The sequence below is a fragment of the Curtobacterium sp. 179-B 9B NHS genome, assembly GCF_045370965.1.
GTDB lineage: Bacteria > Actinomycetota > Actinomycetes > Actinomycetales > Microbacteriaceae > Curtobacterium.
Window position 1 is genome coordinate 48,767 of the sequence record NZ_JBIQDQ010000005.1, and the last position, 24,321, is coordinate 73,087.

General features: G+C 69.3%; 18 protein-coding genes. 17 read left to right on the plus strand and 1 reads right to left on the minus strand.

Going from position 1 to position 24,321, the window contains the following annotated elements; translation table 11 throughout:
- Positions 1 to 51: 51 nt before the first annotated feature.
- Positions 52 to 3,540 (plus strand): DNA-directed RNA polymerase subunit beta, encoded by a 3,489-nt coding sequence (rpoB, locus tag ACH0A8_RS06550; RefSeq protein ID WP_066657077.1) that lies wholly within the window; start codon positions 52 to 54, stop codon positions 3,538 to 3,540.
- Between the two features lie 47 nt (positions 3,541 to 3,587).
- The gene (locus ACH0A8_RS06555) at positions 3,588 to 7,469 is read left to right on the plus strand and encodes a DNA-directed RNA polymerase subunit beta' (protein WP_406906852.1); all 3,882 of its coding nucleotides are present in this window, start codon (positions 3,588 to 3,590) and stop codon (positions 7,467 to 7,469) included.
- A 146-nt stretch (positions 7,470 to 7,615) separates the two neighbouring features.
- Here ACH0A8_RS06555 and ACH0A8_RS06560 read toward each other — a convergent pair whose 3' ends face one another.
- Positions 7,616 to 7,981 carry a VOC family protein gene (locus ACH0A8_RS06560; RefSeq protein WP_058728464.1) on the minus strand — a complete coding sequence of 122 codons (366 nt, stop codon included), beginning with the start codon at positions 7,979 to 7,981 and terminating at the stop codon, positions 7,616 to 7,618.
- Positions 7,982 to 8,350: 369 nt separating this feature from the next.
- Here ACH0A8_RS06560 and ACH0A8_RS06565 point away from each other — a divergent pair, with 369 nt between their 5' ends.
- From ACH0A8_RS06565 to rpsL, 15 genes are all read left to right on the plus strand, one after another.
- Positions 8,351 to 10,021 (plus strand): ATPase, T2SS/T4P/T4SS family, encoded by a 1,671-nt coding sequence (locus tag ACH0A8_RS06565; protein ID WP_326495852.1) that lies wholly within the window; start codon positions 8,351 to 8,353, stop codon positions 10,019 to 10,021.
- A gap of 19 nt (positions 10,022 to 10,040) precedes the next feature.
- The gene (locus tag ACH0A8_RS06570) at positions 10,041 to 11,714 is read left to right on the plus strand and encodes a type IV pilus twitching motility protein PilT (protein WP_406906853.1); all 1,674 of its coding nucleotides are present in this window, start codon (positions 10,041 to 10,043) and stop codon (positions 11,712 to 11,714) included.
- Positions 11,714 to 12,937: a type II secretion system F family protein gene (locus ACH0A8_RS06575; protein ID WP_081985133.1), complete on the plus strand. Its 1,224-nt coding sequence runs from the start codon at positions 11,714 to 11,716 to the stop codon at positions 12,935 to 12,937. The genes ACH0A8_RS06570 and ACH0A8_RS06575 overlap by 1 nt, the downstream gene beginning before the upstream one ends.
- 192 nt (positions 12,938 to 13,129) lie before the next feature.
- Positions 13,130 to 13,561, plus strand: coding sequence for a type II secretion system protein (locus ACH0A8_RS06580; protein WP_066657068.1), 432 nt, complete (start codon positions 13,130 to 13,132; stop codon positions 13,559 to 13,561).
- A 73-nt stretch (positions 13,562 to 13,634) separates the two neighbouring features.
- Positions 13,635 to 15,095, plus strand: coding sequence for a hypothetical protein (locus ACH0A8_RS06585; RefSeq protein ID WP_144411395.1), 1,461 nt, complete (start codon positions 13,635 to 13,637; stop codon positions 15,093 to 15,095).
- Positions 15,092 to 15,796 carry a type II secretion system protein J gene (locus ACH0A8_RS06590; protein WP_144411394.1) on the plus strand — a complete coding sequence of 235 codons (705 nt, stop codon included), beginning with the start codon at positions 15,092 to 15,094 and terminating at the stop codon, positions 15,794 to 15,796. Before ACH0A8_RS06585 ends, ACH0A8_RS06590 begins: the two co-directional genes overlap by 4 nt.
- Before the next feature lie 50 nt (positions 15,797 to 15,846).
- Positions 15,847 to 17,667 carry a hypothetical protein gene (locus ACH0A8_RS06595; protein ID WP_406906854.1) on the plus strand — a complete coding sequence of 607 codons (1,821 nt, stop codon included), beginning with the start codon at positions 15,847 to 15,849 and terminating at the stop codon, positions 17,665 to 17,667.
- Positions 17,664 to 18,494 carry an A24 family peptidase gene (locus ACH0A8_RS06600; RefSeq protein WP_271826700.1) on the plus strand — a complete coding sequence of 277 codons (831 nt, stop codon included), beginning with the start codon at positions 17,664 to 17,666 and terminating at the stop codon, positions 18,492 to 18,494. The genes ACH0A8_RS06595 and ACH0A8_RS06600 overlap by 4 nt, the downstream gene beginning before the upstream one ends.
- Positions 18,495 to 18,514: 20 nt before the next feature.
- Positions 18,515 to 19,567, plus strand: coding sequence for a type IV pilus assembly protein PilM (gene pilM / locus ACH0A8_RS06605; protein ID WP_066657057.1), 1,053 nt, complete (start codon positions 18,515 to 18,517; stop codon positions 19,565 to 19,567).
- On the plus strand, positions 19,564 to 20,280 hold the full coding sequence (locus ACH0A8_RS06610; protein WP_066657054.1) for a hypothetical protein: 717 nt from the start codon (positions 19,564 to 19,566) through the stop codon (positions 20,278 to 20,280). Before pilM ends, ACH0A8_RS06610 begins: the two co-directional genes overlap by 4 nt.
- Positions 20,277 to 20,972 (plus strand): hypothetical protein, encoded by a 696-nt coding sequence (locus tag ACH0A8_RS06615; RefSeq protein WP_066657051.1) that lies wholly within the window; start codon positions 20,277 to 20,279, stop codon positions 20,970 to 20,972. The genes ACH0A8_RS06610 and ACH0A8_RS06615 overlap by 4 nt, the downstream gene beginning before the upstream one ends.
- A gap of 173 nt (positions 20,973 to 21,145) precedes the next feature.
- The gene (locus ACH0A8_RS06620; RefSeq protein ID WP_406906855.1) at positions 21,146 to 21,799 is read left to right on the plus strand and encodes a hypothetical protein; all 654 of its coding nucleotides are present in this window, start codon (positions 21,146 to 21,148) and stop codon (positions 21,797 to 21,799) included.
- A gap of 52 nt (positions 21,800 to 21,851) precedes the next feature.
- Complete coding sequence (locus ACH0A8_RS06625) at positions 21,852 to 22,310, plus strand: DUF6121 family protein (protein ID WP_066657046.1); 459 nt, start codon at positions 21,852 to 21,854, stop codon at positions 22,308 to 22,310.
- A 170-nt stretch (positions 22,311 to 22,480) separates the two neighbouring features.
- On the plus strand, positions 22,481 to 23,614 hold the full coding sequence (locus ACH0A8_RS06630; RefSeq protein ID WP_406906856.1) for a hypothetical protein: 1,134 nt from the start codon (positions 22,481 to 22,483) through the stop codon (positions 23,612 to 23,614).
- A 336-nt stretch (positions 23,615 to 23,950) separates the two neighbouring features.
- A complete protein-coding gene (gene rpsL, locus ACH0A8_RS06635) occupies positions 23,951 to 24,319 on the plus strand; it encodes a 30S ribosomal protein S12 (RefSeq protein ID WP_058728453.1) in 369 nt (122 codons plus the stop codon).
- The last annotated feature ends 2 nt before the right edge of the window (positions 24,320 to 24,321 follow it).

Sequence of the window (24,321 nt, forward strand, 5' to 3'; positions counted from 1 at the left end):
ACGTGCTGCTCGTCAGTACCGGCCCGACGGGGCCTACCGGAGGTCACACCCTTGGCTGCTGCGCCCAACGCATCCACCAACCCCAAGAACGGTCGCAACCACTCGCGACTCTCGTTCGCCAAGATCACGGACACCCTCACGGTGCCGGATCTGCTCGCCCTCCAGACGGAGAGCTTCGACTGGCTCGTCGGCAACGACGTCTGGAAGGCCCGCCTCGCCGAAGGACAGGAGCAGGGTCGCACCGACCTCGCGCTGCACTCCGGCCTCGAGGAGATCTTCGAGGAGATCTCCCCGATCGAGGACCTCGGCGAGACCATGCAGCTCTCGTTCACGTCCCCGGAGCTCGAGGACCCGAAGTACTCCATCGACGAGTGCAAGGAGCGTGGCAAGACCTACGCCGCGCCGCTGTACGTCAACGCCGAGTTCATGAACCACATGACCGGTGAGATCAAGACGCAGACCGTCTTCATGGGCGACTTCCCGCTCATGACCGAGCGCGGCACGTTCATCATCAACGGCACCGAGCGCGTCGTCGTCTCGCAGCTCGTCCGCTCGCCGGGCGTCTACTTCGAGCGCCAGCAGGAGAAGACCTCCGACAAGGACATCTACTCCGCCCGCGTGATCCCGTCGCGTGGTGCGTGGCTCGAGTTCGAGATCGACAAGCGCGACCAGGTGGGCGTGCGCATCGACCGCAAGCGCAAGCAGTCCGTGACCGTCTTCCTCAAGGCCCTCGGCCTGACGAGCGAGGAGATCATGGAGGAGTTCCAGGGCTTCGCCTCGATCGAGTCGACCCTCGAGAAGGACGCCGTCCTCACCAAGGAAGAGGCGCTCAAGGACATCTACCGCAAGCTGCGTCCGGGCGAGCAGGTCGCCGCCGAGGCCGCGCGTGCGCTCCTCGACAACTTCTACTTCAACTCGAAGCGCTACGACCTCGCCAAGGTGGGTCGCTACAAGCTGAACCGCAAGCTCGGCATCGACGCGCAGCTCTCGGACTCGGTGCTGACCGTGCAGGACATCGTCCGCACCATCAAGTACCTCGTCTCGCTGCACGCCGAGAAGACGACGCTCGACGGTGTCCGTGACGGCGAGCCCGTCCAGCTCCGGCTCGACGTGGACGACATCGACCACTTCGGCAACCGTCGCATCCGCGCCGTCGGCGAGCTCATCCAGAACCAGGTCCGCACCGGTCTGTCCCGCATGGAGCGCGTCGTCCGCGAGCGCATGACCACGCAGGACATCGAGGCGATCACCCCGCAGACCCTGATCAACGTGCGACCCGTCGTCGCCGCGATCAAGGAGTTCTTCGGCACCTCGCAGCTGTCGCAGTTCATGGACCAGAACAACCCGCTCGCGGGTCTGACGCACAAGCGTCGCCTGTCGGCCCTCGGCCCGGGCGGTCTGTCCCGTGAGCGTGCCGGCGTCGAGGTCCGCGACGTCCACCCGTCGCACTACGGCCGCATGTGCCCGATCGAGACCCCGGAAGGCCCGAACATCGGTCTGATCGGCTCGCTCGCGTCGTTCGGTCGGATCAACTCCTTCGGCTTCATCGAGACGCCGTACCGCCGCGTCGTGAACGGTCAGGTCACCACGACCATCGACTACCTCACGGCATCGGAGGAGGACGACTTCGTCGTCGCCCAGGCCAACGCGCCGCTGACCGACGACTTCCACTTCCAGGACGACAAGGTGCTCGTCCGGAAGAAGGGCGGCGAGGTCGAGCTCGTCGGCAAGGACGAGGTCGACTACATGGACGTCTCGCCGCGCCAGATGGTGTCGGTCGCGACCTCGCTCATCCCGTTCCTCGAGCACGACGACGCGAACCGCGCCCTCATGGGTGCGAACATGCAGCGTCAGGCCGTGCCGCTGCTCCGTTCCGAGTCGCCGCTCGTCGGCACCGGCATGGAGGGCTACACCGCCATCGACGCCGGTGACGTCGTCACCGCCGACAAGGCGGGTGTCGTCTCCGAGGTCTCGGCCGACGCCGTGACCCTGCAGCTCGACGAGGGCGGCACGCAGACCTACTACCTGCGCAAGTTCGACCGCTCGAACCAGGGCACGAGCTACAACCACCGCGTCATCGTCTCCGCAGGCGAGCGCGTGGAGCAGGGCGAGGTCATCGCCGACGGCCCCGCGACGGAGAACGGCGAGCTCGCGCTCGGCAAGAACCTCCTCGTCGCGTTCATGCCGTGGGAGGGCTACAACTACGAGGACGCGATGATCCTGTCGCAGAACCTCGTGAAGGACGACACGCTCTCCTCGATCCACATCGAGGAGTACGAGGTCGACGCCCGCGACACGAAGCTCGGCAAGGAGGAGATCACCCGCGACCTCCCGAACGTCAGCCCGGACCTCCTGGCCGACCTCGACGAGCGCGGCATCATCCGCATCGGTGCCGAGGTCCGCCCCGGCGACATCCTGGTCGGCAAGGTCACGCCGAAGGGCGAGACCGAGCTCTCCGCCGAGGAGCGCCTGCTCCGCGCGATCTTCAACGAGAAGTCGCGCGAGGTGCGCGACACCTCGCTGAAGGTGCCCCACGGTGAAGAGGGCACGATCATCGGCGTCAAGGTCTTCGACGCGCAGGACGGCGACGACGAGCTCGGCTCGGGTGTCAACCAGCGCGTGGTCGTCTACATCGCCCAGAAGCGCAAGATCACCGCGGGTGACAAGCTCGCCGGTCGTCACGGCAACAAGGGCGTCATCTCGACGATCCTGCCGGTCGAGGACATGCCGTTCCTCGCGGACGGCACCCCGGTCGACATCGTGCTCAACCCGCTCGGCGTCCCCGGCCGCATGAACTTCGGCCAGGTCCTCGAGATCCACCTCGGGTGGCTCGCGAAGCAGGGCTGGAACGTCGAGGGCATCCAGGAGTGGGCATCGGCCCTGCCGGAGGCAGCGCACAGCGCGGCGCCCGGCACGAAGGTGGCCACCCCGGTGTTCGACGGTGCGTACGAGCGCGAGATCGAGGGTCTCCTCGACAGCACGCTCCCGAACCGCGACGGCGAGCGCCTGATCGGTTCGTCCGGCAAGGCGCAGCTCTTCGACGGCCGCTCCGGCGAGCCGTTCCCGGAGCCCGTCTCGGTCGGCTACATGTACATCCTCAAGCTGCACCACCTGGTCGACGACAAGATCCACGCCCGTTCGACCGGTCCGTACTCGATGATCACGCAGCAGCCGCTGGGTGGTAAGGCGCAGTTCGGTGGACAGCGGTTCGGTGAGATGGAGGTGTGGGCGCTCGAAGCGTACGGCGCCGCCTACGCCCTCCAGGAGCTCCTGACGATCAAGTCCGACGACATCCTCGGCCGCGTGAAGGTCTACGAGGCGATCGTCAAGGGCGAGAACATCCAGGAACCCGGCATCCCCGAGTCGTTCAAGGTCCTCATGAAGGAGATGCAGTCGCTCTGCCTGAACGTCGAGGTCCTCTCGGCGGACGGCCAGGCGGTCAGCCTCCGCGACACGGACGACGAGGTCTTCCGTGCCGCTGAAGAGCTCGGCATCAACATCTCCTCGCGGTTCGAGTCGTCGTCCGTCGACGACATCTGAGCCGGCCCGTACCGAACACGTTTCGAACTCAGCAAGAGAGAAGAACATTGCTCGAAGCAACGTCATTTGACGCCATCCGGATCGGCCTCGCGACCGCCGAGGACATCCGTCAGTGGTCGTACGGCGAGGTCAAGAAGCCGGAGACCATCAACTACCGCACCCTGAAGCCCGAGAAGGACGGTCTGTTCGGCGAGCAGATCTTCGGTCCGTCCCGCGACTGGGAGTGCGCCTGCGGCAAGTACAAGCGTGTCCGCTTCAAGGGCATCGTCTGCGAGCGCTGCGGCGTCGAGGTCACCAAGTCCTCGGTCCGCCGTGAGCGCATGGGCCACATCGAGCTCGCCGCGCCCGTCACGCACATCTGGTACTTCAAGGGCGTCCCGTCGCGCCTCGGGTACCTCCTCGACATGGCGCCGAAGGACCTCGAGAAGGTCATCTACTTCGCGGCGTACATGATCATCGACATCGATGAAGAGGGCCGTCACGCCGACATGCCCGGTCTCGAGAACGAGATGCGCCTCGAGATCAAGAACCTCGAGGGTCAGCGCGACTCGATCATCGCCGACCGCCTCAAGAAGCTCGAGGACGACCTCGCAGCGCTCGAGGAAGAGGGCGCCAAGGCCGACGTGAAGCGCCGGACCAAGGACACCGCCGAGAAGGAGATGTCCCAGGTCCGCAAGTCCTTCGACGAGGACATCACCCGCCTCGAGCGCGTGTGGGAGGACTTCCGCAACCTCAAGGTCGGCGACCTCAAGCCCGAGGACGCCGTGTTCCACGAACTGCAGGACCGCTTCGGGATCTACTTCGACGCCTACATGGGCGCCGAGGCGATCAAGCTGCGGCTCGAGGCCTTCGACCTGGCCGCCGAGGCCGAGTCGCTGCGTCTGCAGATCGCCGAGGGCAAGGGTCAGAAGAAGATCCGCGCGATCAAGCGCCTGCGCGTCGTCAGCTCCTTCCTCGCCACCGGCAACTCGCCGGCCGCGATGGTGCTCGACGTCGTGCCGGTCATCCCGCCGGAGCTGCGCCCGATGGTGCAGCTCGACGGTGGCCGCTTCGCCACGTCGGACCTCAACGACCTCTACCGTCGTGTGATCAACCGCAACAACCGTCTCCGCCGCCTGCTCGACCTCGGTGCCCCCGAGATCATCGTGAACAACGAGAAGCGCATGCTGCAGGAAGCGGTCGACGCGCTGTTCGACAACGGTCGTCGTGGTCGTCCCGTCACGGGTACCGGCAACCGCGCCCTGAAGTCCCTGAGCGACATGCTCAAGGGAAAGCAGGGTCGCTTCCGCCAGAACCTGCTCGGCAAGCGCGTCGACTACTCGGGTCGTTCGGTCATCATCGTCGGCCCGCAGCTCAAGCTGCACCAGTGCGGTCTGCCGAAGCAGATGGCGCTCGAGCTGTTCAAGCCGTTCGTCATCAAGCGCCTCATCGACCTGTCGCACGCGCAGAACATCAAGTCGGCCAAGCGCATGGTCGAGCGTTCGCGTCCGCAGGTGTGGGACGTGCTCGAGGAGATCATCCGCGAGCGCCCCGTCCTGCTGAACCGTGCGCCGACGCTGCACCGTCTGGGCATCCAGGCGTTCGAGCCGCAGCTCGTCGAGGGCAAGGCCATCCAGCTCCACCCGCTCGTGTGTGCTGCGTTCAACGCGGACTTCGACGGTGACCAGATGGCCGTGCACCTGCCGCTGTCGGTCGAGGCCCAGGCCGAGGCCCGCATCCTGATGCTCGCCTCGAACAACATCCTCAAGCCGTCGGACGGCCGTCCGGTGACCCTGCCCGCACAGGACATGATCATCGGTCTGCACCACCTGACGACCGTCCGCGAGGGCGCGCTCGGCGAGGGCCGTGCGTTCTCGTCGGTCGCCGAGGCGATCCTGGCCAAGGACCAGAACACGCTGCACCTCAACGCGATGGTGAAGATCCGCATGTCGGGTGTCCACTTCGCCGAGGGCGAGGCGCCGGAGGGCTACGAGGTCGGTCAGCCGATCCTCCTCGAGACCACCCTGGGCCGTGCGCTCTTCAACGAGACGCTGCCGGCGGACTACCCGTTCGTCCAGCGCGTCACCGACAAGGGCACCCTCTCCGCGATCGTCAACGACCTCGCCGAGCGCTACTCCAAGACCGAGACGGCCGCTGCGCTGGACCGGATCAAGGACGCGGGCTTCTACTGGGGCACGCGCTCCGGTGTGACCGTGGCGCTGTCGGACGTCGTGACGCCTCCTCGCAAGAAGGAGATCATCGCGGGCTACGAGGTCCAGGCCGCCAAGGTCCAGGGCGAGTTCGACAAGGGTCTGATCACCGACGCGGAGCGCCGCGCCGACCTGATCAAGATCTGGACCGAGGCCACGAACGAGATCGCGCAGGAGATGCGCGACAACTTCCCGGTCGACAACACCATCAACCGCATGGTCTCGTCGGGTGCTCGTGGTAACTGGCTGCAGGTGCGCAACATCGCCGGTATGCGTGGTCTGGTGAACAACCCGAAGGGTGAGATCATCGCCCGCCCGATCATCAACTCGTACCGCGAGGGCCTGACCGTGGCGGAGTACTTCATCGCCACGCACGGTGCCCGCAAGGGTCTGGCGGACACGGCTCTCCGTACCGCCGACTCGGGCTACCTGACCCGTCGTCTCGTCGACGTGTCGCAGGACGTCATCATCCGTGAGGACGACTGCGGGACGACCCGTGGCCTCGAGCTGCCGATCGCGACCGTGGGTGCCGACGGCGCCCTCGTCCGCGACCCGCGCGTCGAGAACACCGTCTACTCGCGCACGCTGGCCACCGAGGCAGTGGACGCGAAGGGCACGGTCGTCGCCGAGGCCGGTTCGGACGTCGGTGACGTCCTGCTGGACACGCTGCTCGAGGCGGGTGTCGAGAGCATCAAGGTGCGCTCGGTCCTGACCTGCGAGTCGGCCGTCGGTGTCTGCGCGAAGTGCTACGGCCGTTCGCTCGCCACGGGCAACCTCGTCGACATCGGCGAGGCGGTCGGCATCATCGCCGCCCAGTCCATCGGTGAGCCCGGTACCCAGCTGACGATGCGTACCTTCCACACGGGTGGTTCGGCCTCGGCCGACGACATCACGCAGGGTCTGCCCCGCGTGACCGAGCTCTTCGAGGCGCGCACCCCGAAGGGCGCGTCCCCGATCGCCGAGGCCCCCGGCCGCGTCACGATCGAGGACACGGACAAGGGTCGTCGGATCATCCTCACGCCGGACAACGGCGACGAGCCGTTCATCTACCCGGTGCTCAAGCGTGCGACCCTCCTCATCGAGGACGGCCAGCACGTCGAGCTCGGCGAGCAGTTCATCGCCGGCACGGTGGACCCGAAGGAGGTCCTCCGGGTCAAGGGTGTGCGCGAGGTCCAGAAGCACCTCGTCAACGGTGTGCAGGACGTGTACGGCTCGCAGGGCGTGCCGATCCACGACAAGCACATCGAGGTCATCGTCCGCCAGATGCTCCGCAAGGTCACCGTCGTCGACCACGGCGACACCGACCTGCTGCCGGGCGAGCTCGTCGACCGGTCGCGCTACAACGCGCTGAACCGTGCGGCGCTGCAGGAGGGTCGCAAGACCGCCTCGGCTCGCCAGGAGGTCATGGGCATCACGAAGGCGTCCCTCGCGACCGAGTCGTGGCTGTCCGCCGCGTCCTTCCAGGAGACCACCCGCGTCCTCACGCAGGCGGCCATGGAGGGCAAGCAGGACCACCTCGTCGGCCTCAAGGAGAACGTCATCATCGGTAAGCTCATCCCCGCCGGGACGGGCCTCAGCCGGTACCGTGACGTGGACGTCGCCGCGACCGAGGAAGCCAAGGCGGAGCGGTACCCCAACCGCATCTTCGCCGACGACTCCTCGTTCTCGGACGCCGACCTGAGCTTCGTCGACTTCGACAGCTTCTCGTCGGACGACTTCACGCCCGGGACCTACAACTGAGCCTGAGCTGAACCCGGAAGGCCCCCGCATCCTCGGATGCGGGGGCCTTCCTCGTTGCCGGCGCGTGGCCGGTCAGCGGCGTGCTGCCGGCCTGGAGGCTCGTGACGGGCCCGCCACGCGCCTCCAGGCCGGCGCGCGGTCGCGTCTCAGGCCGTGCGGCCCTTCTCGTCGACCAACGAGTACAGGCTGAGGACGTTGCCGTCGGGGTCGCGGACGTCGAACCAGTCGACGGCACCGTCGACGCACTCGACCGGGCCGACGTCGATGCCGAGCGACCCGATGCGGGCGTGCTGGGACCGGACGTCGTCGACACCGAACCGGACGGTCGCCGGACGCCGTTCGGCGTCCGCGTCGAGGTACAGCTGCAGCCAGATGCCGCCGATCTCGTACTCGACGACGCCGTCCTCGGGCTCCAGGTCGGGGTCCGCACGCTGGAACACGGCGCCGTACCAGAGGCAGGACGCCTCGATGTCGGAGACGGGGAGGCCCACGGTCACGCTCGTGATGTCCATGGCTCATCATGGCCCGGGGCGGCGCCGCACGTCGAGGACTTCGTCGTGGGGCGGTGCGGGCGGCGGCCGCGCGTGGACCCCGTCGCGTCCGTTCCTGCACAGCCCGGGGTCTCGACCGAGTGCTCCACCGATCGCCCGACCGCCCACCCCGCGAGCACGCTCGCGACGGAGCATCGACCCGTGTCGAACATCGTCCGGACCACCCAGTACCGGCGGGTACCCCTGCACTGGGGACACCCGCCACCCCGTCGCCCCCTCGTTGTGGGACTGCGGTCGCCGCGCACCGCGGCAATAGCGTGGACGGGCGCCGCACCGCTGCGGGACGCATCCCCACGACCCGGTCTCGACCCGAAGGAGGCTCCGGGACACATGGCCACGCTCTCCGAGATCCTCATCCTCAACGGCGCACTGCCGATCGAACACCTCGACTCGATGACGGGGGACGAAGCGATCGACGAGCGCTCGATCCGCACCCTGGTCGACCAGGGCGTGGTGAGCGAGGCGCAGTACATCACCGCGCGTGCGGCCTCGAACAACGCGCACACCGTCCCGCTGACCGACTACCCGGTCGACGGCACGGCGGTGTCGATGCTGCCCGCGGCGCTCTGCCGTCGGCACGGTGTGCTCGGTGTCGGGTTCGAGGGCGAGACGCTCGTGCTGGCGATGGTGAACCCCTCGAACGTGCTCGCGATCGACGACGCCCGCACCGCCTCCGGTCGCTCGATCAAGCCGCTGCAGGTCGACGAGCGCGACCTGGTGAGCGCCCTCGACCGGTACCTGCGCGCCGACGACGAGCTCAACGACCTGACCTCGTCGTTCGAGGACCAGTCGGCCGCCCCGACCCAGCAGCAGGTGGACCTGACCGACGGCGCGCTCGACGACGTGCCGATCGTCCGCTTCGTGAACCTGCTCGTGTCGCAGGCCATCCAGGACCACGCGTCCGACATCCACATCGAGCCGGGCGAGCACGAGGTCCGGGTGCGCTACCGCATCGACGGCGTGCTGCACGAGATGGCCCCGGCGCCGAAGAACATCCAGAACGGTGTCATCAGCCGGCTCAAGATCATGAGCGACATCGACATCGCCGAGCGTCGGAAGCCGCAGGACGGCCGCATGTCGGTGCGCCACGGCGGTCGGCAGATCGACCTGCGTGTGGCGACGCTGCCGACCGTGTGGGGCGAGAAGGTCGTCATGCGGATCCTCGACAACACGAACACGTCGCTGACGCTCAAGGACCTCAACCTGCTCGAGCAGAACTTCCAGGCGTACCAGCGGTCCTACTCGAAGCCGTACGGCATGATCCTGGTCACCGGGCCCACCGGTTCGGGCAAGTCGACCACGCTGTACACGACGCTGAACGCCGTCGCGAAGCCCGAGATCAACGTCATCACGGTCGAGGACCCGGTCGAGTACCGGATGGCCGGCATCAACCAGGTGCAGGTGAACCCGAAGGCCGGGCTGACGTTCGCGTCCGCGCTGCGCTCGATCCTGCGCTCCGACCCCGACGTGGTGCTCCTCGGTGAGATCCGCGACCACGAGACGGCGCAGATCGCGATCGAGGCCTCGCTCACCGGTCACCTGGTGCTCTCGACGCTGCACACCAACGACGCACCGTCGGCCGTCACCCGTCTGACCGAGATGGACATCGAGCCCTTCCTGGTCGGCTCCGCACTCGACTCGGTGGTCGCCCAGCGTCTGGCCCGCCGGCTCTGCGACCGGTGCAAGGCCCCGGCGGTGTACGAGGCCGAGCAGCTGCACGCGCTCGGGTTCCTCGACCGTGCGGACGCGGCCGTGCCGGAGTTCTTCGCGCCGATCGGCTGCGCCGTCTGCTCGAACACCGGCTACCGCGGCCGGATCGCCCTGCACGAGGTCATGACCGTCACCGAGGAGATCGAGCGGCTCGCCGTCGCGCGGGCCTCGAGCGCCGAGATCAGCCGCGTCGCCCAGCAGCAGGGCATGCTCACCCTCCGACAGGACGGGTGGGAGAAGGTCAAGCTCGGCATGACCAGCGTCGACGAGATCCTGCGCGTGGTCGCGTAGTCCCGGGAGCACGAGGACGATGAACGAATCGGTGTACGACATCGAGGCCGGCGACGACCCCGTCGCCGGATGGCACCCCGGACAGCCGGGCAACGAGGTCGGCGGTCGTCGGGCTGCGCGGCTCGCTGCCGCTGCTGCGGCCGCTGCGGCGTCGGCACCCTCGGCGTCGTCGAGCGACCGCTCGCCCGTGCCGACGTCGAGCAGTGCCGTGTACGACCTGTCGACCGAGCCCGCGTGGGGCGCACCGGCGGCGTGGGGCGGCTCGTCCGCGGCTGCGACCTCCAGCGGATCCTCGTGGCCGCCGCCCGCCGGCGACCCCGTCGCCGTCCCGGTCGCGCAGCCGCAGGCCGCGCCGGCCACGCCCCCGGCGGCCGTCCCGCCGTCGACCGCCGCGTACGGCTACGCCGAGACGGTGACCGAGCACCTGCCGGTGGCGCCCGCGGTGCCGACCACGAGCCTCCAGGCCGTCACCACCACGACGCAGGGCCGCGCCGTCGACGCCGGCGCGCACCCCGAGATCGGCTTCACGCGCCACGCGCGCGAGGTCGCCGACGCCGACCTCATCACGGCGCTCTCGCAGGTCGTGTACCAGGGGGCCTCGGACCTCCACGTCACCGCCGACGCCCCGCCCACCGTGCGGGTCGACGGCTCCCTGCGGCCCGCGGTCCCCGGGGGACCCTGGGCACGCAACAAGGTGATCGCCGCACTGAAGACCCTGTTGAGCCCGGAGCAGGCCGGGCAGTTCGACCACGAGCAGGAACTCGACTTCGCGTACTCCCTGTCGCCGGAGTTCCGCTTCCGCGTGAACTACTACCAGCAGCGCGGCAACTGGGGCGCGGCCTTCCGCATCATCCCGACGAAGATCAAGACGCTCAAGCAGCTCGGCATCCCGGAGCACGTGGGGGAGTTCGCGAAGCTGCCCCGCGGCCTCGTGCTCGTCACCGGGCCGACCGGTTCCGGCAAGTCGACGACCCTCGCAGCGCTCATCGACCTGGTCAACGAGACCCGGGCCGACCACATCGTGACGGTCGAGGACCCGATCGAGTTCATGCACGACCACAAGAAGGCGATCATCAACCAGCGCGAGGTCGGGGCGGACACGCACTCGTTCGCCGCCGCGCTGAAGCACGTGCTGCGGCAGGACCCCGACGTCATCCTGATCGGTGAGCTCCGCGACCTCGAGACCATCTCCGTCGCGCTCACCGCGGCCGAGACCGGCCACCTCGTCTTCGCGACGCTCCACACGCAGAGCGCTCCGGGCACCATCGACCGCGTCATCGACGTGTTCCCGCCGCACCAGCAGGGGCAGATCCGAACGCAGCTCGCGGCGACACTCGAGGGTGTCGTCTGCCAGACGCTCGTGCCGAAGGCGAACGGCACCGGCCGGGTCGTCGCCACCGAGATCATGCGGACGACGCCGGCGATCGCGAACCTGGTGCGCGAGGGCAAGACGTACCAGATCACCTCGGCGATGCAGGCCGGCCGAGACGCCGGGATGCACACGATGGACCAGGACCTGGCCGAGCTGGTCAACGTCGGCACCGTCACCCGGGCTGCGGCGATGGAGAAGGTGCACGACGAGGACGGCTTCGACCGGCTCGTCCAGCGCGTCGAGTCGCCCTCCGACTCGTCCGCCGCCGCGATCGCCGCATCCGAGATCGACTTCGGCGACAAGTACTCCGGAGGCCACTGATGTCGCTCGCGTTCGACTACCGGGGCCGCGACGGCGCCGGCAAGCTCGTCAAGGGTCGGCTCGACGCCGCGTCCGAGGGTGCGGTCGTCCAGCGCCTGCGCGGCATGGGCGTCTCGCCGATCGCCATCACCGAGGCGAAGCCCGGCACCGGGCTGCAGACCGAGATCAAGATCCCGGGGCTCGAGAAGGGCGTCGGGCTCAAGGACCTCGCGATCATGTCGCGCCAGGCCTCGACGATGCTCTCGTCCGGGCTCTCGCTCCTGCGTGCGCTGACGATCCTGGCGGGCCAGACCGAGAACAAGAAGCTCAAGGAGATCCTCGGCAAGGTGCGGGACGACGTCGAGCGCGGCGTCTCGTTCTCGGACGCCGTCGCGAAGTACCCGGTCGACTTCCCGCCGATCATGATCAACATGATCCGCGCGGGGGAGACCGGCGGATTCCTCGACCAGGCGATGGACTCGATCGCGACGAACTTCGAGAAGGAGCACAAGCTCCGGTCGACGATCAAGTCGGCCATGACCTACCCGGTCGTGGTGCTCGTGATGTCGCTGCTGGCAGTCGTCGTCATGCTCGTCTTCATCGTGCCGATCTTCCAGGACATGTTCGCGTCGCTCGGTGGGCAGCTGCCGTTGCCGACCCGGATCCTCGTGCAGCTCTCGCACGCGATGCGCTGGGCCGGACCGATCCTGGCGGTACTCGTCGTCGTCGGGTGGCTCTGGTACCGGGGGAACAAGAACACGGACCGCTTCCGGGCGTTCCGGGACCCGATCCTGCTGCGGATGCCGGTGTTCGGGCAGTTGACGAAGAAGATCGTCATCGCCCGGTTCGCCCGGAACTTCTCGAACATGATCGGGGCCGGCGTCCCCATCCTGCAGGCATTGAAGATCGTCGGAGAAGTATCCAACAACTTCGTCGTGCAGAAAGCGCTCGACCGGGTCGCGGAAAGCGTCCGGAAAGGCGAATCGATCGCCGAGCCACTGGCAAAGGAGAACGTCTTCCCGCCGATGGTCGCGCAGATGATCGCGGTCGGCGAGGACGCCGGTTCGCTCGAGGTCATGCTGGAGAAGATCGCAATCTTCTACGACTCCGAGGTGGAATCGACCACGGAATCCCTGACGTCGCTCATCGAGCCGTTGCTCATCGCATTCCTCGGCGTCGTGGTCGGCGGCATGATCGTCGCGCTCTACCTGCCGATCTTCCAGATCTCCTCGCTCGTCAAGTAACTCGACGGCGCACGCCCTCCGTTCGGGGGTCGGTCAGGAATTCCGCACCCCCGGTACTGGGGGCATTTCGCAGCACGGATCACCCCCGTTCTCGGGATTATGCCCGGAAAGTGCCGTCAATACGCTTGCCAGCGGCGGCGGAGCAGTCTGCGGCACAACCCCCATCGCATTCCCGAGAAGAACGGAACCACCATGTACTTCGCTCTCATGGGCAAGCTCGACGCTCGCCGCAAGGGCCTCCTCGAGGACAAGGAGAAGGGCTTCACGCTCATCGAACTCCTGGTCGTCGTGATCATCATCGGCATCCTCGCCGCGATCGCCATCCCGGTGTACCTGAACGTGCAGAACAACGCGAAGGACGCGACGGTGAAGTCCGACCTGGCGAACGCGAAGACGGCGGTCATCGCGTTCCAGACGGACAAGAACGGGACGCTGCCGACGATAGCGGAGTTCGCCGTTCCGGCGACGATGACGCCGTACGGCTACACGAAGAGCACGGGAACGGAATTCAACTACAAGCCCGGCGCGACGCCCGACTCGTTCTGCATCGGCGGCAAGGGCGCGACCGGCAAGTGGTTCAACATCACCGCCACCACCGCGGCCGCCGACGGCAACTGCGCCTGATCGATCCTGATGCGAGAGGCGGCCCGCGACAGCGGGCCGCCGTTCTCGTCGCTCGGCCCCTGAGGAGGTGACCGTGATCCGCACCCTGCAGCGCGTCCTGCGCCCGGTCGACCCGACGACCCGTGAGGCGGGCCTCTCGGTCATCGAGGTCATGGTCGCCATGATGGTCTTCGCCGTGATGAGCGTCGGGATCGCCTACGGCATCGCGAACACCCTCCAGCTCACCCAGACGAGCCGTGGCCGCGAGACCGCGGTGGCGCTCGCCTCGCAGGACATCGACTCGATGCGGCAGACGGCCGCCGCGACGACCGCCGGCATCTTCAAGGTCATCAGCAAGGACGGGGCGGTCAACACGAAGACCCTCGGCGGCGTGACCTACCAGATCGACCGGTCGGTGCGGTGGGTGCAGAGCGACGGTGCGAGCGGCGCGTGCGGCACCTCGAACGGCAAGCTCGCCTACAAGAGCGTCGTCGCGACGGTGTCCTGGCCGAACGCCCGCGGCGGTACGTCCTCCACGTCGATGACCTCGGCGATCGCCCCGAGCGACGCCGTCACGGACCCGGGCTACGGCACCGTGATCGTCTCGGTCGCGAACGCGTCCGGTGCGCCGTTCGCCGGCGTGACCGTCTCGTTGACGCCGATCTCGGGCAGCGGCGCCGTCGCACCGAGCACCTCCCCGCTGCCGACCGACTCCCAGGGCTGCTCGTACGCGGTCAACGTGGCGCCGGGTGACTACACCGTCACCGCCAGCGTCGCGGGCGGCATCGACACCGACCAGAAGCAGCCCTCCCAGCAGACCCCGATCACCGTTGCCGCCGGCGCGAGCGCCCCCGTCCCGTTCGTCTACGACCGCGCGAGCCGACTGACGCTCGGGTACGCGCAGTCCTACGGGGCGACGCTCCCCACGAACATGCCCACCGTGCTCTCGAGCACCGGCGGCGGGCTCGACACGGTGACGCCCTGGGACACGACGAGCACGACGCTCGCGATCACCTCGACCTCGACGCCCTCGCTCCCGGTCTTCCCCTTCACCTCCGGGTACACGGCCTACGCCGGCCCCTACTCGAACAGCCCGAACGCCAGGGTCAACTGCCTCAGCCCGAGCCCCGCCGCGTGGACCACGCCCAACGCGGACGGAGCGGTCGGAGCCACCCTCGACGTGATCACGACGAGCGCGGGTGAACCCTCGAGCGGTTCCGTGCGCATGGGTGTCGCGACGGTCAAGGGCGTCAAGGGGCGCTACGTCACCGCGGTCTCCTCCGCGAACCCCGGTCCGGGCGATCCGGGCTGCGCAGCGGGCATGACGATGAAGTTCCCGGTGTCGTCCGCGGACACCGCCACCATCGCCCTGCCCTTCGGCACGTGGACCATCTCGTCCGGCACGACGTTCGGGTCGACGTCGCGCAACGAGATCGCCACGAACGCCTCCAACGTCGCGCCGGTCACGCCCGGGACGGTCAACAGGAAGACCGCGCTCATCGTCATCAGCTACGACAACACGCTCACCCTCGACCCGCGCGGGCAGACCTCGTGATGCGGGTGCTCCGTCGCTTCCGGCACGAGGACGACGGCGTCGGGCTCATGGAACTCATCGTCGCGATGAGCATCTCGATGGTGATCCTCGTCGCGGTCGGGGGCTTCTTCACCGCGACGCTGCGTGCCGGGTCGACGAACACCCGGTCCGACCAGAACGCGCGATCGGCGTCGGTCGTGATGAACTCGCTCACCCGCTACGTGCACGCGGCGAGCCTGCTGCCGAAGGCGGACGGCACCTACGCGTCCGCGGTGACCCAGGCCGACGGTTCGAGGATGACGTTCACCGCCTTCGTGAACCTCGACGGCAACGCCACCGACGTCCCGGTGCAGGTGCGGTACTCGCTCAACGGGGCGAAGGGCATCGTGCTCGACCGGTGGACGGGCACCACGACGAAGGGCTTCACGACCTTCCCCGCACCGACGCAGCCGCCCACCACCTCGACCGTCCTCGGCGGAGCGGTGTCCTCCCCGACCGGGGACGGCGACCCGCTCTTCACCTACCTCGGTGCGAACGGGACTCCGCTGCCGACCCTCGCCGACGGTTCCCTGGCCACGACGCAGCTCGGAGCGGTCCGCGCCGTCCGCGTGAACCTCGAGCTCGGAGCCCCCACGGCGGACACCCCGGGCAACACCCACATCCAGAACACGCTGTACCTCTTCAACGTGGCGTACGGCACGAACTCCGGAGCGACACCGTGATCGGCCGGATCAGCGCTGCCCTCCGCCGCGCGCACGGGGACGAACGGGGCATGGCCCTGGCGAACGTCGTGATCTTCGGCACGGTCATGCTCATGCTCGTCGCGACGATGGTCGCGGTGTCCACCTCGGGGGCGGTGAAGTCGGCGACGGACCGGAACTTCCAGAACGCCATGGCCGCGGCGTACGCCGGCCTGGCCGACTACCAGTCGAAGCTGTCCAACGACAACGGCTACGCGCTCTACGGCAATGCGGCAGCACAGTTCAGCAAGACGAGCGGGTCGACGTTCACCGGCGACGACAAGAACACCGCCTTCACCAGCAGCGGCTCGCAGTGGGCGTCCGTCGTGGGCTCCACGGACCAGTTCTTCCGGTACGAGGTCGACAACGCCGACTACTCGTCGAAGGGCGTGCTCCGGGTCCGCGTCACGGGGAAGTCCGGCGGGAGCGTCCGGTCGCTCGTGGCGAACCTCAAGGGCGACGGCTTCATCAACTACCTGTACTTCACGAACTACGAGTCGTCGAGTCCGTCGATCTCCGGCAGTGACTGCACGACCGCCTACCAGTGGCAGGGAGGCGTGTCGAACAGGTGCCAGGCCGTGCAGTTCGCCGGGACCGACGTCCTCAACGGCCCGATCCGGACGAACGACGTCTTCACGGCGGCGTGCGCGACGACCTTCAACGGCAGCGTCGAGCAGCACGACACGCGGGTGCGTCCGTCCAGCGGGACCTGCAGCGGCCAGTTCCTCGGTGGTGACCCGTCACCCGTGCCGTACCTGGGGCTTCCGGCGCTGAACTCGAACATGTCCCAGGAGACCCGGACCGACATCCCGGCGACGGTTCCCCGTCCCGGCTGCCTGTACACGGGCCCGACCCGGGTGACCTTCCTCGGAGGCGGCAAGATGACGGTCTGGTCGCCGTGGTCGAAGGCGACGCAGATCCGGGTGGACAGCCAGTCCGGCGAGGTGTCCGCGAGCGTGGACACCGCGAAGGCAGCGTCGCTCTGCGGGTCGATCGACGCCCTGCAGAGCCAGGGCGGCGCGACGATCCCCACGCTGCCCGCGAACCTCGTGTACGTGCAGGACGTCCCGTCGGCGACGAACAACGTGAACACCTGGTCGGGGACCTTCCCGTCGAAGTACACCAACACCTACTGCACGACGACGGTCACGGTCGGGGCGAACGGCCGGGCGACGACGAAGGCGAACCAGCCGTTCAGCAACGGCATGGGCTACCCGGCCGCAGGGGAGTGGGTGAACGGCCGCAGCGCCGGCCGCAACAACACGACGCAGGCCGGTTCCGCGCCGGACACCTACTCGTGCACCGCCGGCGACGTCTTCGTCAGCGGGCCGTTCGCCGGCGCGATGACGATCGCCTCGTCGGGCACGATCTGGGCGACCGGCAGCGTGACGTACGCCGACCCCACCACCGACATCCTCGGCCTCGTCGGCCAGAACGCGGTCGAGGTGTACAACCCGACCAAGTGCACCTCGTACGCGTCCGACGGCACCGCCTGCAACAACTCGGGGATCGCCCTGCTGAACCGCTCGACCGGGGACGGCATCACCATCAGCGGTGCCATCGCCAGCAACGCCGGGACGTTCTGGAACCAGAACTACGACGTCGGACCGAAGCTCGGCACGCTCAAGGTCGTCGGCTCCATAGCGCAGAACTGGCGCGGACCGGTCGCGACCACCGGGAACACCGGCTTCTCGAAGAACTACGTGTACGACCAGCGGCTGCTCACCACCGCCCCGCCGAAGTTCCTGCAGCCCGTCTCGACCTCGTACGGCGTGACGACGCAGGTCGAGGTGCAGTCCGCGTACCAGGTCGACGGTGCGTGCGCGAGGACGAGCACGGGAGCCTGCCGGTGAGCGCGGCCTGGGTCCTCGCCGCCCTGGCCGGTGTGCTCGGTCTGGCGATCGGCTCCTTCCTCAACGTCGTCGTGCACCGTGTCCCCGCCGGGATCTCCGTCGTCGCGCCGGCGAGCGCGTGCCCGCGGTGCGACCACCCGATCCGCAGGCGGGACAACGTCCCGGTCCTCTCGTGGATGCTGCTGCGCGCGCGGTGCCGCGACTGCGCCGCTCCCATCTCGGCCCGCTACCCCGCGGTCGAGGGCGCGACCGCGGTCCTGTTCGTGCTCGTCGCCCTCGTCGTCCCCCAGCCGCTCGGCGCCACCACCGTCGGCGAGGCCCTCGGTCGGACCGTGATGCTCGCCGCTCTCCTGTTCCTGATGGCGGTGAGCGTCGCGCTCTCGCTGATCGACCTCGACACGCACCGGCTGCCGAACGCCGTCGTCTACCCGGCTGCCGTCGTGCTGCTGGTGCTCCTCGGCGCGGTGTCCGCGGTGTCCGGGGACTGGGGCGCCCTGCTGCGCGGTCTCCTCGGCGCCGTCGTGCTCGGTGGTGCGTACCTGGTCTTGGCGCTCGCGGTCCCCGGGGGGATGGGGCTCGGCGACGTCAAGCTCGCCGTGGTCCTCGGCCTCGTGCTCGCGTACCTCGGATGGGGACCCCTCGCAGTGGGAGCTTTCGGCGGCTTCCTCGTCGGCGGTACGGTCGCGATCGCACTCGTCGCCGTCGGTCGCGCACGGATGGGCAGCGGAGTCCCCTTCGGGCCGTCGATGCTCGTCGGCGCCTGGATCGGAATCGTCCTCGGCGCACCCCTCTGGTCGGCCTACCTCGGGCTCCTCGGCCTCTCCTGACCCTCAACGAAAGCAGCACCATGGGAAAGAGCATCGTCGGCGTCGACATCGCCGCGTCGTCGATCCGCGCGGTCGAGGTCGGGGACGCCGACCGTGACCGCCCCGTCGTCCTCCGGGTCGCCGAGGTGCCGACACCCGAGGGTGCGGTCAGCCGCGGCGAGGTGCTCGAGCCGAACACGGTGGGGGCCGCGCTGCGGCAGCTCTGGTCGGTCGGCAGGTTCCGGTCGCGCGACGTCGTCCTCGGCATGGGCAACCAGCGGGTCCTCTCGCGTGACCTCACCGTGCCGCACGCTCCGCTCGCGCAGATCCGCGAGAGCCTCCCCTTCCACGTGCAGGACATGCTGCCGGTGCCGGTAGGGGACGCCATCCTCGACTTCTACCCGGTCAGCGAGGGTGTCGACGAGACCGGTCCGGTGATCAAGGGCCTCCTGGTCGCGGCGATCAAGGACGCCGTGCTCGCCAACGTGCGCGCCGTGCGGCTCGCGGGTCTCAACCCGGTCGGTGTCGACCTCATCCCGTTCGCCCTCACCCGGGTCCTGAGCCCGACGCAGGCGCAGCACGGCACCATCGCGATCATCCAGGTCGGTGCGGACACCACGAGCGTCGTGCTCGCCACGGACGGTGTGCCGCAGTTCGTGCGGATCATCCCGTCCGGCGGTGACGACATCACCCGGTCGCTCGCCGGTCGACTCGACATCCCCTTCGCCCAGGCCGAGGCGGTGAAGCGGCACTTCGGCATCGGACCGGGGGCCCGCACACCGGACGACGTCCGCGCCGTCGCGGCGGTGTTCGACACGGTGAACGAACTCGTGACGAGCCTCCGCAACACCATCAACTACTACGTCAACACCCGTCCGGACGAGGTCGTCGCCGGGATCGCACTCGTGGGCGGCGGCGCGCAGCTCATCGGGCTGCGCGAGGCACTCGCCGACACGACACACCTGCCGGTCTCGACCCCCTCCGCCTTCCGCGGTGCGGGCTTCGGGCGGGCGGTGCGCGAGGAGGACGTCCTCGCGCACGGCGACTCGGTGGCGGTCGCGTACGGACTCGCGGTGGGGAGCAAGGCAGCATGACCAGCACAGAGGAACGCACGGACGCGATGCAGGGTCGTCGGGGTCGGGCAGGCCGTAGAGCGGCTGCGGACTCGACCGCGGGGCGCACGCCCCGTGTAGACCTCCTGCCCGCGGAGGTCTACGTCGAGCGTCGGCAGCGCGCGGTCACGCGTCGCGCCTGGCTCGGTGTCGTGGTGGCGGCAGCCGCCGTCGTGCTCGCGAGCGGTGGGGCGATGGCGCACCAGATGGCCACGGCGGCGGCGCTGACCGCGGCGCAGGGTGAGACCACGACGCTCCTCGCCCAGCAGCAGCGGTACGCGGAACTGCGTGCGGCAGAACGCGACACCGACCTCCTCGACTCCGCCCGCGCCGTCGGCGGGTCGACGGAGGTCGACTGGGACGGCACGCTCGGCGGCATCCGGGACGTCCTGCCGGCAGACCTCGCGATCAGCGGGATGACCATCGCGTCCGCGACCGTGACGGAGCCGTTCGGGCAGCCGGCGGACGCAGGACCCACGCCGAGGGTCGCCACCCTCACGTTGACCGCCCGGTCGACGACGATCCCGTCCGTCCCGGACTGGACCTCGCGCCTGTCCGGGACCACCGGCTACCTGGACTCGTCGATCTCGTCGATCTCGTACGACGAGGACCGCGGCGAGTACACCTCCGTGATCGAGCTCGAGCTCGATGCGCGGGCCTACGACGGCAAGTACGAGAAGGACGCCGACCGATGACGAAGCACCACCTGTCCCTCGTGATCGCGCTCGTGGTCTGCGCGGTCGTCCTGGCCGGGGGCTGGTTCCTCGGTGTGCAGCCGCAACTCGCGGCGGCGTCGTCGAACCAGGCGCAGCAGAGCACCATCGACGCGACGAACGACAAGAACCGTGCGGAGCTCACGCGGCTCGCCGCGGCGTTCGCCGGACTCGACGCCACGAAGGCCGAACTGGCGCAGCTCCGGGCATCGGTGCCGTCGACGACGGACAGCGAGTCCTTCGTCCGGCAGATCGACGCGAACGCCGCCGCGGCCGGCGTCCAGGTCACGAACGTCACCATCGGGGACGCCACCGCCTACGCCCCCGCCACCGAGCCCACGGCGGAGACGACGGCATCCGCGGCGCCGTCCGCGGCCGCGACCTCGAGCACCGACGAGGACGTGCCCTCGGCGCAGCCGGCGACCGACCCTGCGGTCACCGACGCGAACTTCTCGCTCGTCCCCGTGACGGTGGCGGTGCAGGGGTCGTACGACCAGGCGCTCGCGTTCACGAAGGCGATGCAGTCCGGGTCGCGGCTCTTCCTCGTCTCCGGCATCGCGGCCGCGAGCGAGGAGGAGGACGACGCGCCCCCGATGGAGTCGCAGTCCTGGTCGCTCTCCGGATCGGTCTACGTCTTCACGGACACCTCGTCGACGGCCTCGGCGAACGGCTGACACCCCCTCCGCAGAGCCCCCCGCGAAGTGGGTGCGACACGCCACGCCGCACCCACTTCCGCGACACCCGTCGGTGTGCCTACGATGCTCCCGACGCCGCACTCGCGGCTGCTCACACCCCTCTCGGACGGTCGCCTCAGGACGGCCGTTCCTCGTCGTGCCCGGAGTCGCGCGTGTTGGTCGGAATCGTGGAGTTCCTCGGCTGGTTCGGAGCCGTAACCGTTCTCGCAGGTTACCTGCTGTTCTCACTGGGCAAGATCCCGAACGGGCCGCTCTACCAGTCCCTCAACCTGGTCGGCGGCCTCTCCGTCGCCGTCAACGTCGCTGCGCACCACGCGATCCCGTCGACGATCGTGAACGGTATCTGGGCGGTCATCGCGGTGGTCGTCCTGGTCAGGATGGGCCGCGCACGTCGGGCCGCCCGGAACCAGGCTTCGGCCCTGCCGAGCGCGTCGGCCCTGCCGAGCGCGTCGGCCCTGCCGACGGCGCCGGTCCTGCACAGCGAGCCGCCGACGACGACGGCGGTCCTGCCGGTCGTCGGGCCGGCCCTGCGCGACCACGAGGCGGAGCCGGGGGAGCGCGACCGCGGCGAGTCGCGCCTCCAGGACGGCACAGTGACGGCCCCCGTCGCTCCCATGACGGAGTCCGTCCCCGTCATCACGGCGACGATCGCGCTCGCGCTCGTCGCGGCCGCGCAGCACCAGGCGACCCAGGGCGGCCCCGAGCAGCACCAGGCGACCCAGGACGACTCCGCGCAGCACCAGGTGACCCAGGGCAGCCCCGCAGCGCAGGGACCCCAGCACGCGCAGGAGCACGCCGCACGGTGACGTGACGGCGCCGCAACCCGCCACCCAGGGTGCCCGGCAGTAGCATCGAGCCATGTCCCGGTGGCTGATCGCGACGATGACGTCGGTCCTCTTCATCGCGCTCGTCATCGCGGTGACGGGCTTCGAAGCCCTGCTCGCCGACGTCGAGGCGATCCCGCAGCCGGACGCGAGTCCCTACCTCGGCCCCACGATGGTGGTCGCGGCGGCCGCGGTCGTGTTCCTCGCCACCGCCGCGGGCATCCGCGAGGGCAACCCGGGCGTCACCGGGCTCGTCGCCGCTGCCGGTACGTACCTCGTCATGCTCGGCACGGGTGCGATCGGGTACTCGATGACGCGGGGCGACGGTACCGAGCTCCTCGTGTTCCCGGCGGGGTCCGCGTTGAGCCCGTTCGTCGTGGGGTCCGTCGTCGTGGCGCTGCTCTGCGTCGTCGGCGGCGTCTCCGCCGCCCGCTACCAGGCCCGGCAGCGTCCGGCGGGCGCGACCCCCGGCGTGGAGGGCGACCGCCGCTAGGAGTCACCCGCGCGCTCGGCCCCCCCCGGCCGTCGCGCGCCGTGCATGCGTGCGCCCCCGACCCCGCTCCGACTCCGGCCCGCGCTCCACAGCGCCGGCCACAGCCCCGGTCCCGCGGCGCCGGTCGGCGGTAGGATCCGGGGGCACGCAACAGGCACGACGGGGGACGCATGACCGACCATGAGCCGGACGGGTGGGCACGTGTCCCGCACGTCGACACGATCCGCGGGACGCAGGAAGCACCGGTCCCGGCGGCCGTCCCCGTTGCACGACGGCCTCGTCGCCGGATGCGCCGCGGCGCACTGGTCGGGATCATCGCCGGCGGTGCCGCCGTGGTCCTGCTGCTCGCGACGGGGGTCGTCGGGTACGCGCTCCAGTCCTCCTCGCACTCGGCCGACCGGCCGGTGCGGGCCTTCCTCGACGACCTGACCGCCGGTCACGTCGACGACGCGCTGCGTCTGGCGGGTGTCGACCACGACGACGAGGACGTCCTGCTCACCGACGCCGCCTACGCGAAGGCGACCGACCGGGTCACCGGGTACCGCATCGCGGCCACGCGCACCGACGGCGACACCGCGACCGTGCGTGCCTACCTCCGTCAGGGCGGCCGGGACGTCGCCTCCACCTTCACGCTCGACCGCACGGCGACCGACTGGGGGGTCTTCCCGGTGTGGGAGCTCGAGGCCCCCGACCTCGGCCGGGTGCAGGTCTCGGTGCGCGGCCCCGGCGGGACCCCGGTCGAGGTCGCGGGCCAGCGTGTCCGGACGTCCGACGACGGCATCGCGAACCTGACCGCGCTGCCCGGGACGTACGACGTGACCGTCGACGGCGGGAAGTGGTTCACGGCAGAGCGCGCCTCCGCTCGTGTCCCCGGGTTCAGCGGGACCGGTTCGGTGCCGGTGTCCTTGACGACGGAGCTCACCGACGACGGCAAGCAGGCCGCGCAGCAGGCGGTCGACCGCTGGGTGGACGGCTGCATCGCCTCCACCGACCCCGCCCCCGCGGGCTGCAGCTTCTACGCCTACGGCGAGGACCCGGCGTACACCTACACCAACCAGAAGTGGACGCTCGAGCAGCGCCCGGAGGTCACGGTCGGCGGTTGGCTGTCGCGCGGGTGGACGATCTCGACGACGACGCTCGGCCGCGCCACCTTCACCGCGGACATCTCCGGACCCGACGGTGTCGGCACGGCCACGGCGGGGCCGATGAACGTGAACGCGAGCGGGTACGTGTCGGGCTTCTCCGACGACGGCGCCACCTTCGAGTCCGCCGTCGGGAACGGGTCGTCGGACTCGGGTTCCTGACGCGGACCGGCCCGGACCCGCGGTCGACGGCCGGGAGGCCCGCCCCGCCTCCGCCCCGACCGGTGCGGTCCGGTACGGGGCTGGGCTGGCGCGTCGGCGGGTCGCTCGGAGCGCGACGCGCCCGGATTGATTTCGCCGTGTGACGCGGGTAGTCTCTACCGGGTGTGCGCTCTCGGGCGCGCCCGAAATCCCGGGTCACCCTCGTCGTCCTCGACGAGACCGTACCGGGTCATCCATCCCACGACCTCCCCTCCGCCGTCAGGCGGTGATCAGCGTGGGATGAGGAAGCCGACGGAAGGCGTCGGCCAGAACACGAGCGAAGAACCAGGAGAACAGTTGCCTACCATCCAGCAGCTCGTTCGCAAGGGTCGTACGCCCAAGGTCGTCAAGACCAAGGCGCCGGCACTGAAGGCGAACCCCCAGCAGCGTGGTGTCTGCACCCGCGTCTACACCACCACCCCCAAGAAGCCGAACTCGGCCCTGCGCAAGGTCGCTCGTGTCAAGCTCTCGAACGGCACCGAGGTCACGGCCTACATCCCCGGTGAGGGCCACAACCTGCAGGAGCACTCGATGGTGCTCGTCCGCGGCGGTCGTGTGAAGGACCTCCCCGGTGTGCGCTACAAGATCATCCGCGGTGCCCTGGACACCCAGGCCGTCAAGAACCGTAAGCAGGCCCGCAGCCGCTACGGCGCGAAGAAGGGTTGAGT

What these genes read in the sequence shown, in the direction of transcription:
- ACH0A8_RS06570 (WP_406906853.1), top strand. Translation starts at nt 10,041, where the DNA reads ATGAACGAATCGGTGTACGACATCGAGGCCGGCGACGACCCCGTCGCC.
- ACH0A8_RS06580 (WP_066657068.1), top strand. Translation starts at nt 13,130, where the DNA reads ATGTACTTCGCTCTCATGGGCAAGCTCGACGCTCGCCGCAAGGGCCTC.
- ACH0A8_RS06630 (WP_406906856.1), top strand. Translation starts at nt 22,481, where the DNA reads ATGACCGACCATGAGCCGGACGGGTGGGCACGTGTCCCGCACGTCGAC.
- ACH0A8_RS06615 (WP_066657051.1), top strand. Translation starts at nt 20,277, where the DNA reads ATGACGAAGCACCACCTGTCCCTCGTGATCGCGCTCGTGGTCTGCGCG.
- ACH0A8_RS06610 (WP_066657054.1), top strand. Translation starts at nt 19,564, where the DNA reads ATGACCAGCACAGAGGAACGCACGGACGCGATGCAGGGTCGTCGGGGT.
- ACH0A8_RS06565 (WP_326495852.1), top strand. Translation starts at nt 8,351, where the DNA reads ATGGCCACGCTCTCCGAGATCCTCATCCTCAACGGCGCACTGCCGATC.
- ACH0A8_RS06560 (WP_058728464.1), bottom strand. Translation starts at nt 7,981, where the DNA reads ATGGACATCACGAGCGTGACCGTGGGCCTCCCCGTCTCCGACATCGAG.
- ACH0A8_RS06625 (WP_066657046.1), top strand. Translation starts at nt 21,852, where the DNA reads ATGTCCCGGTGGCTGATCGCGACGATGACGTCGGTCCTCTTCATCGCG.
- ACH0A8_RS06595 (WP_406906854.1), top strand. Translation starts at nt 15,847, where the DNA reads ATGGCCCTGGCGAACGTCGTGATCTTCGGCACGGTCATGCTCATGCTC.
- pilM (WP_066657057.1), top strand. Translation starts at nt 18,515, where the DNA reads ATGGGAAAGAGCATCGTCGGCGTCGACATCGCCGCGTCGTCGATCCGC.
- ACH0A8_RS06575 (WP_081985133.1), top strand. Translation starts at nt 11,714, where the DNA reads ATGTCGCTCGCGTTCGACTACCGGGGCCGCGACGGCGCCGGCAAGCTC.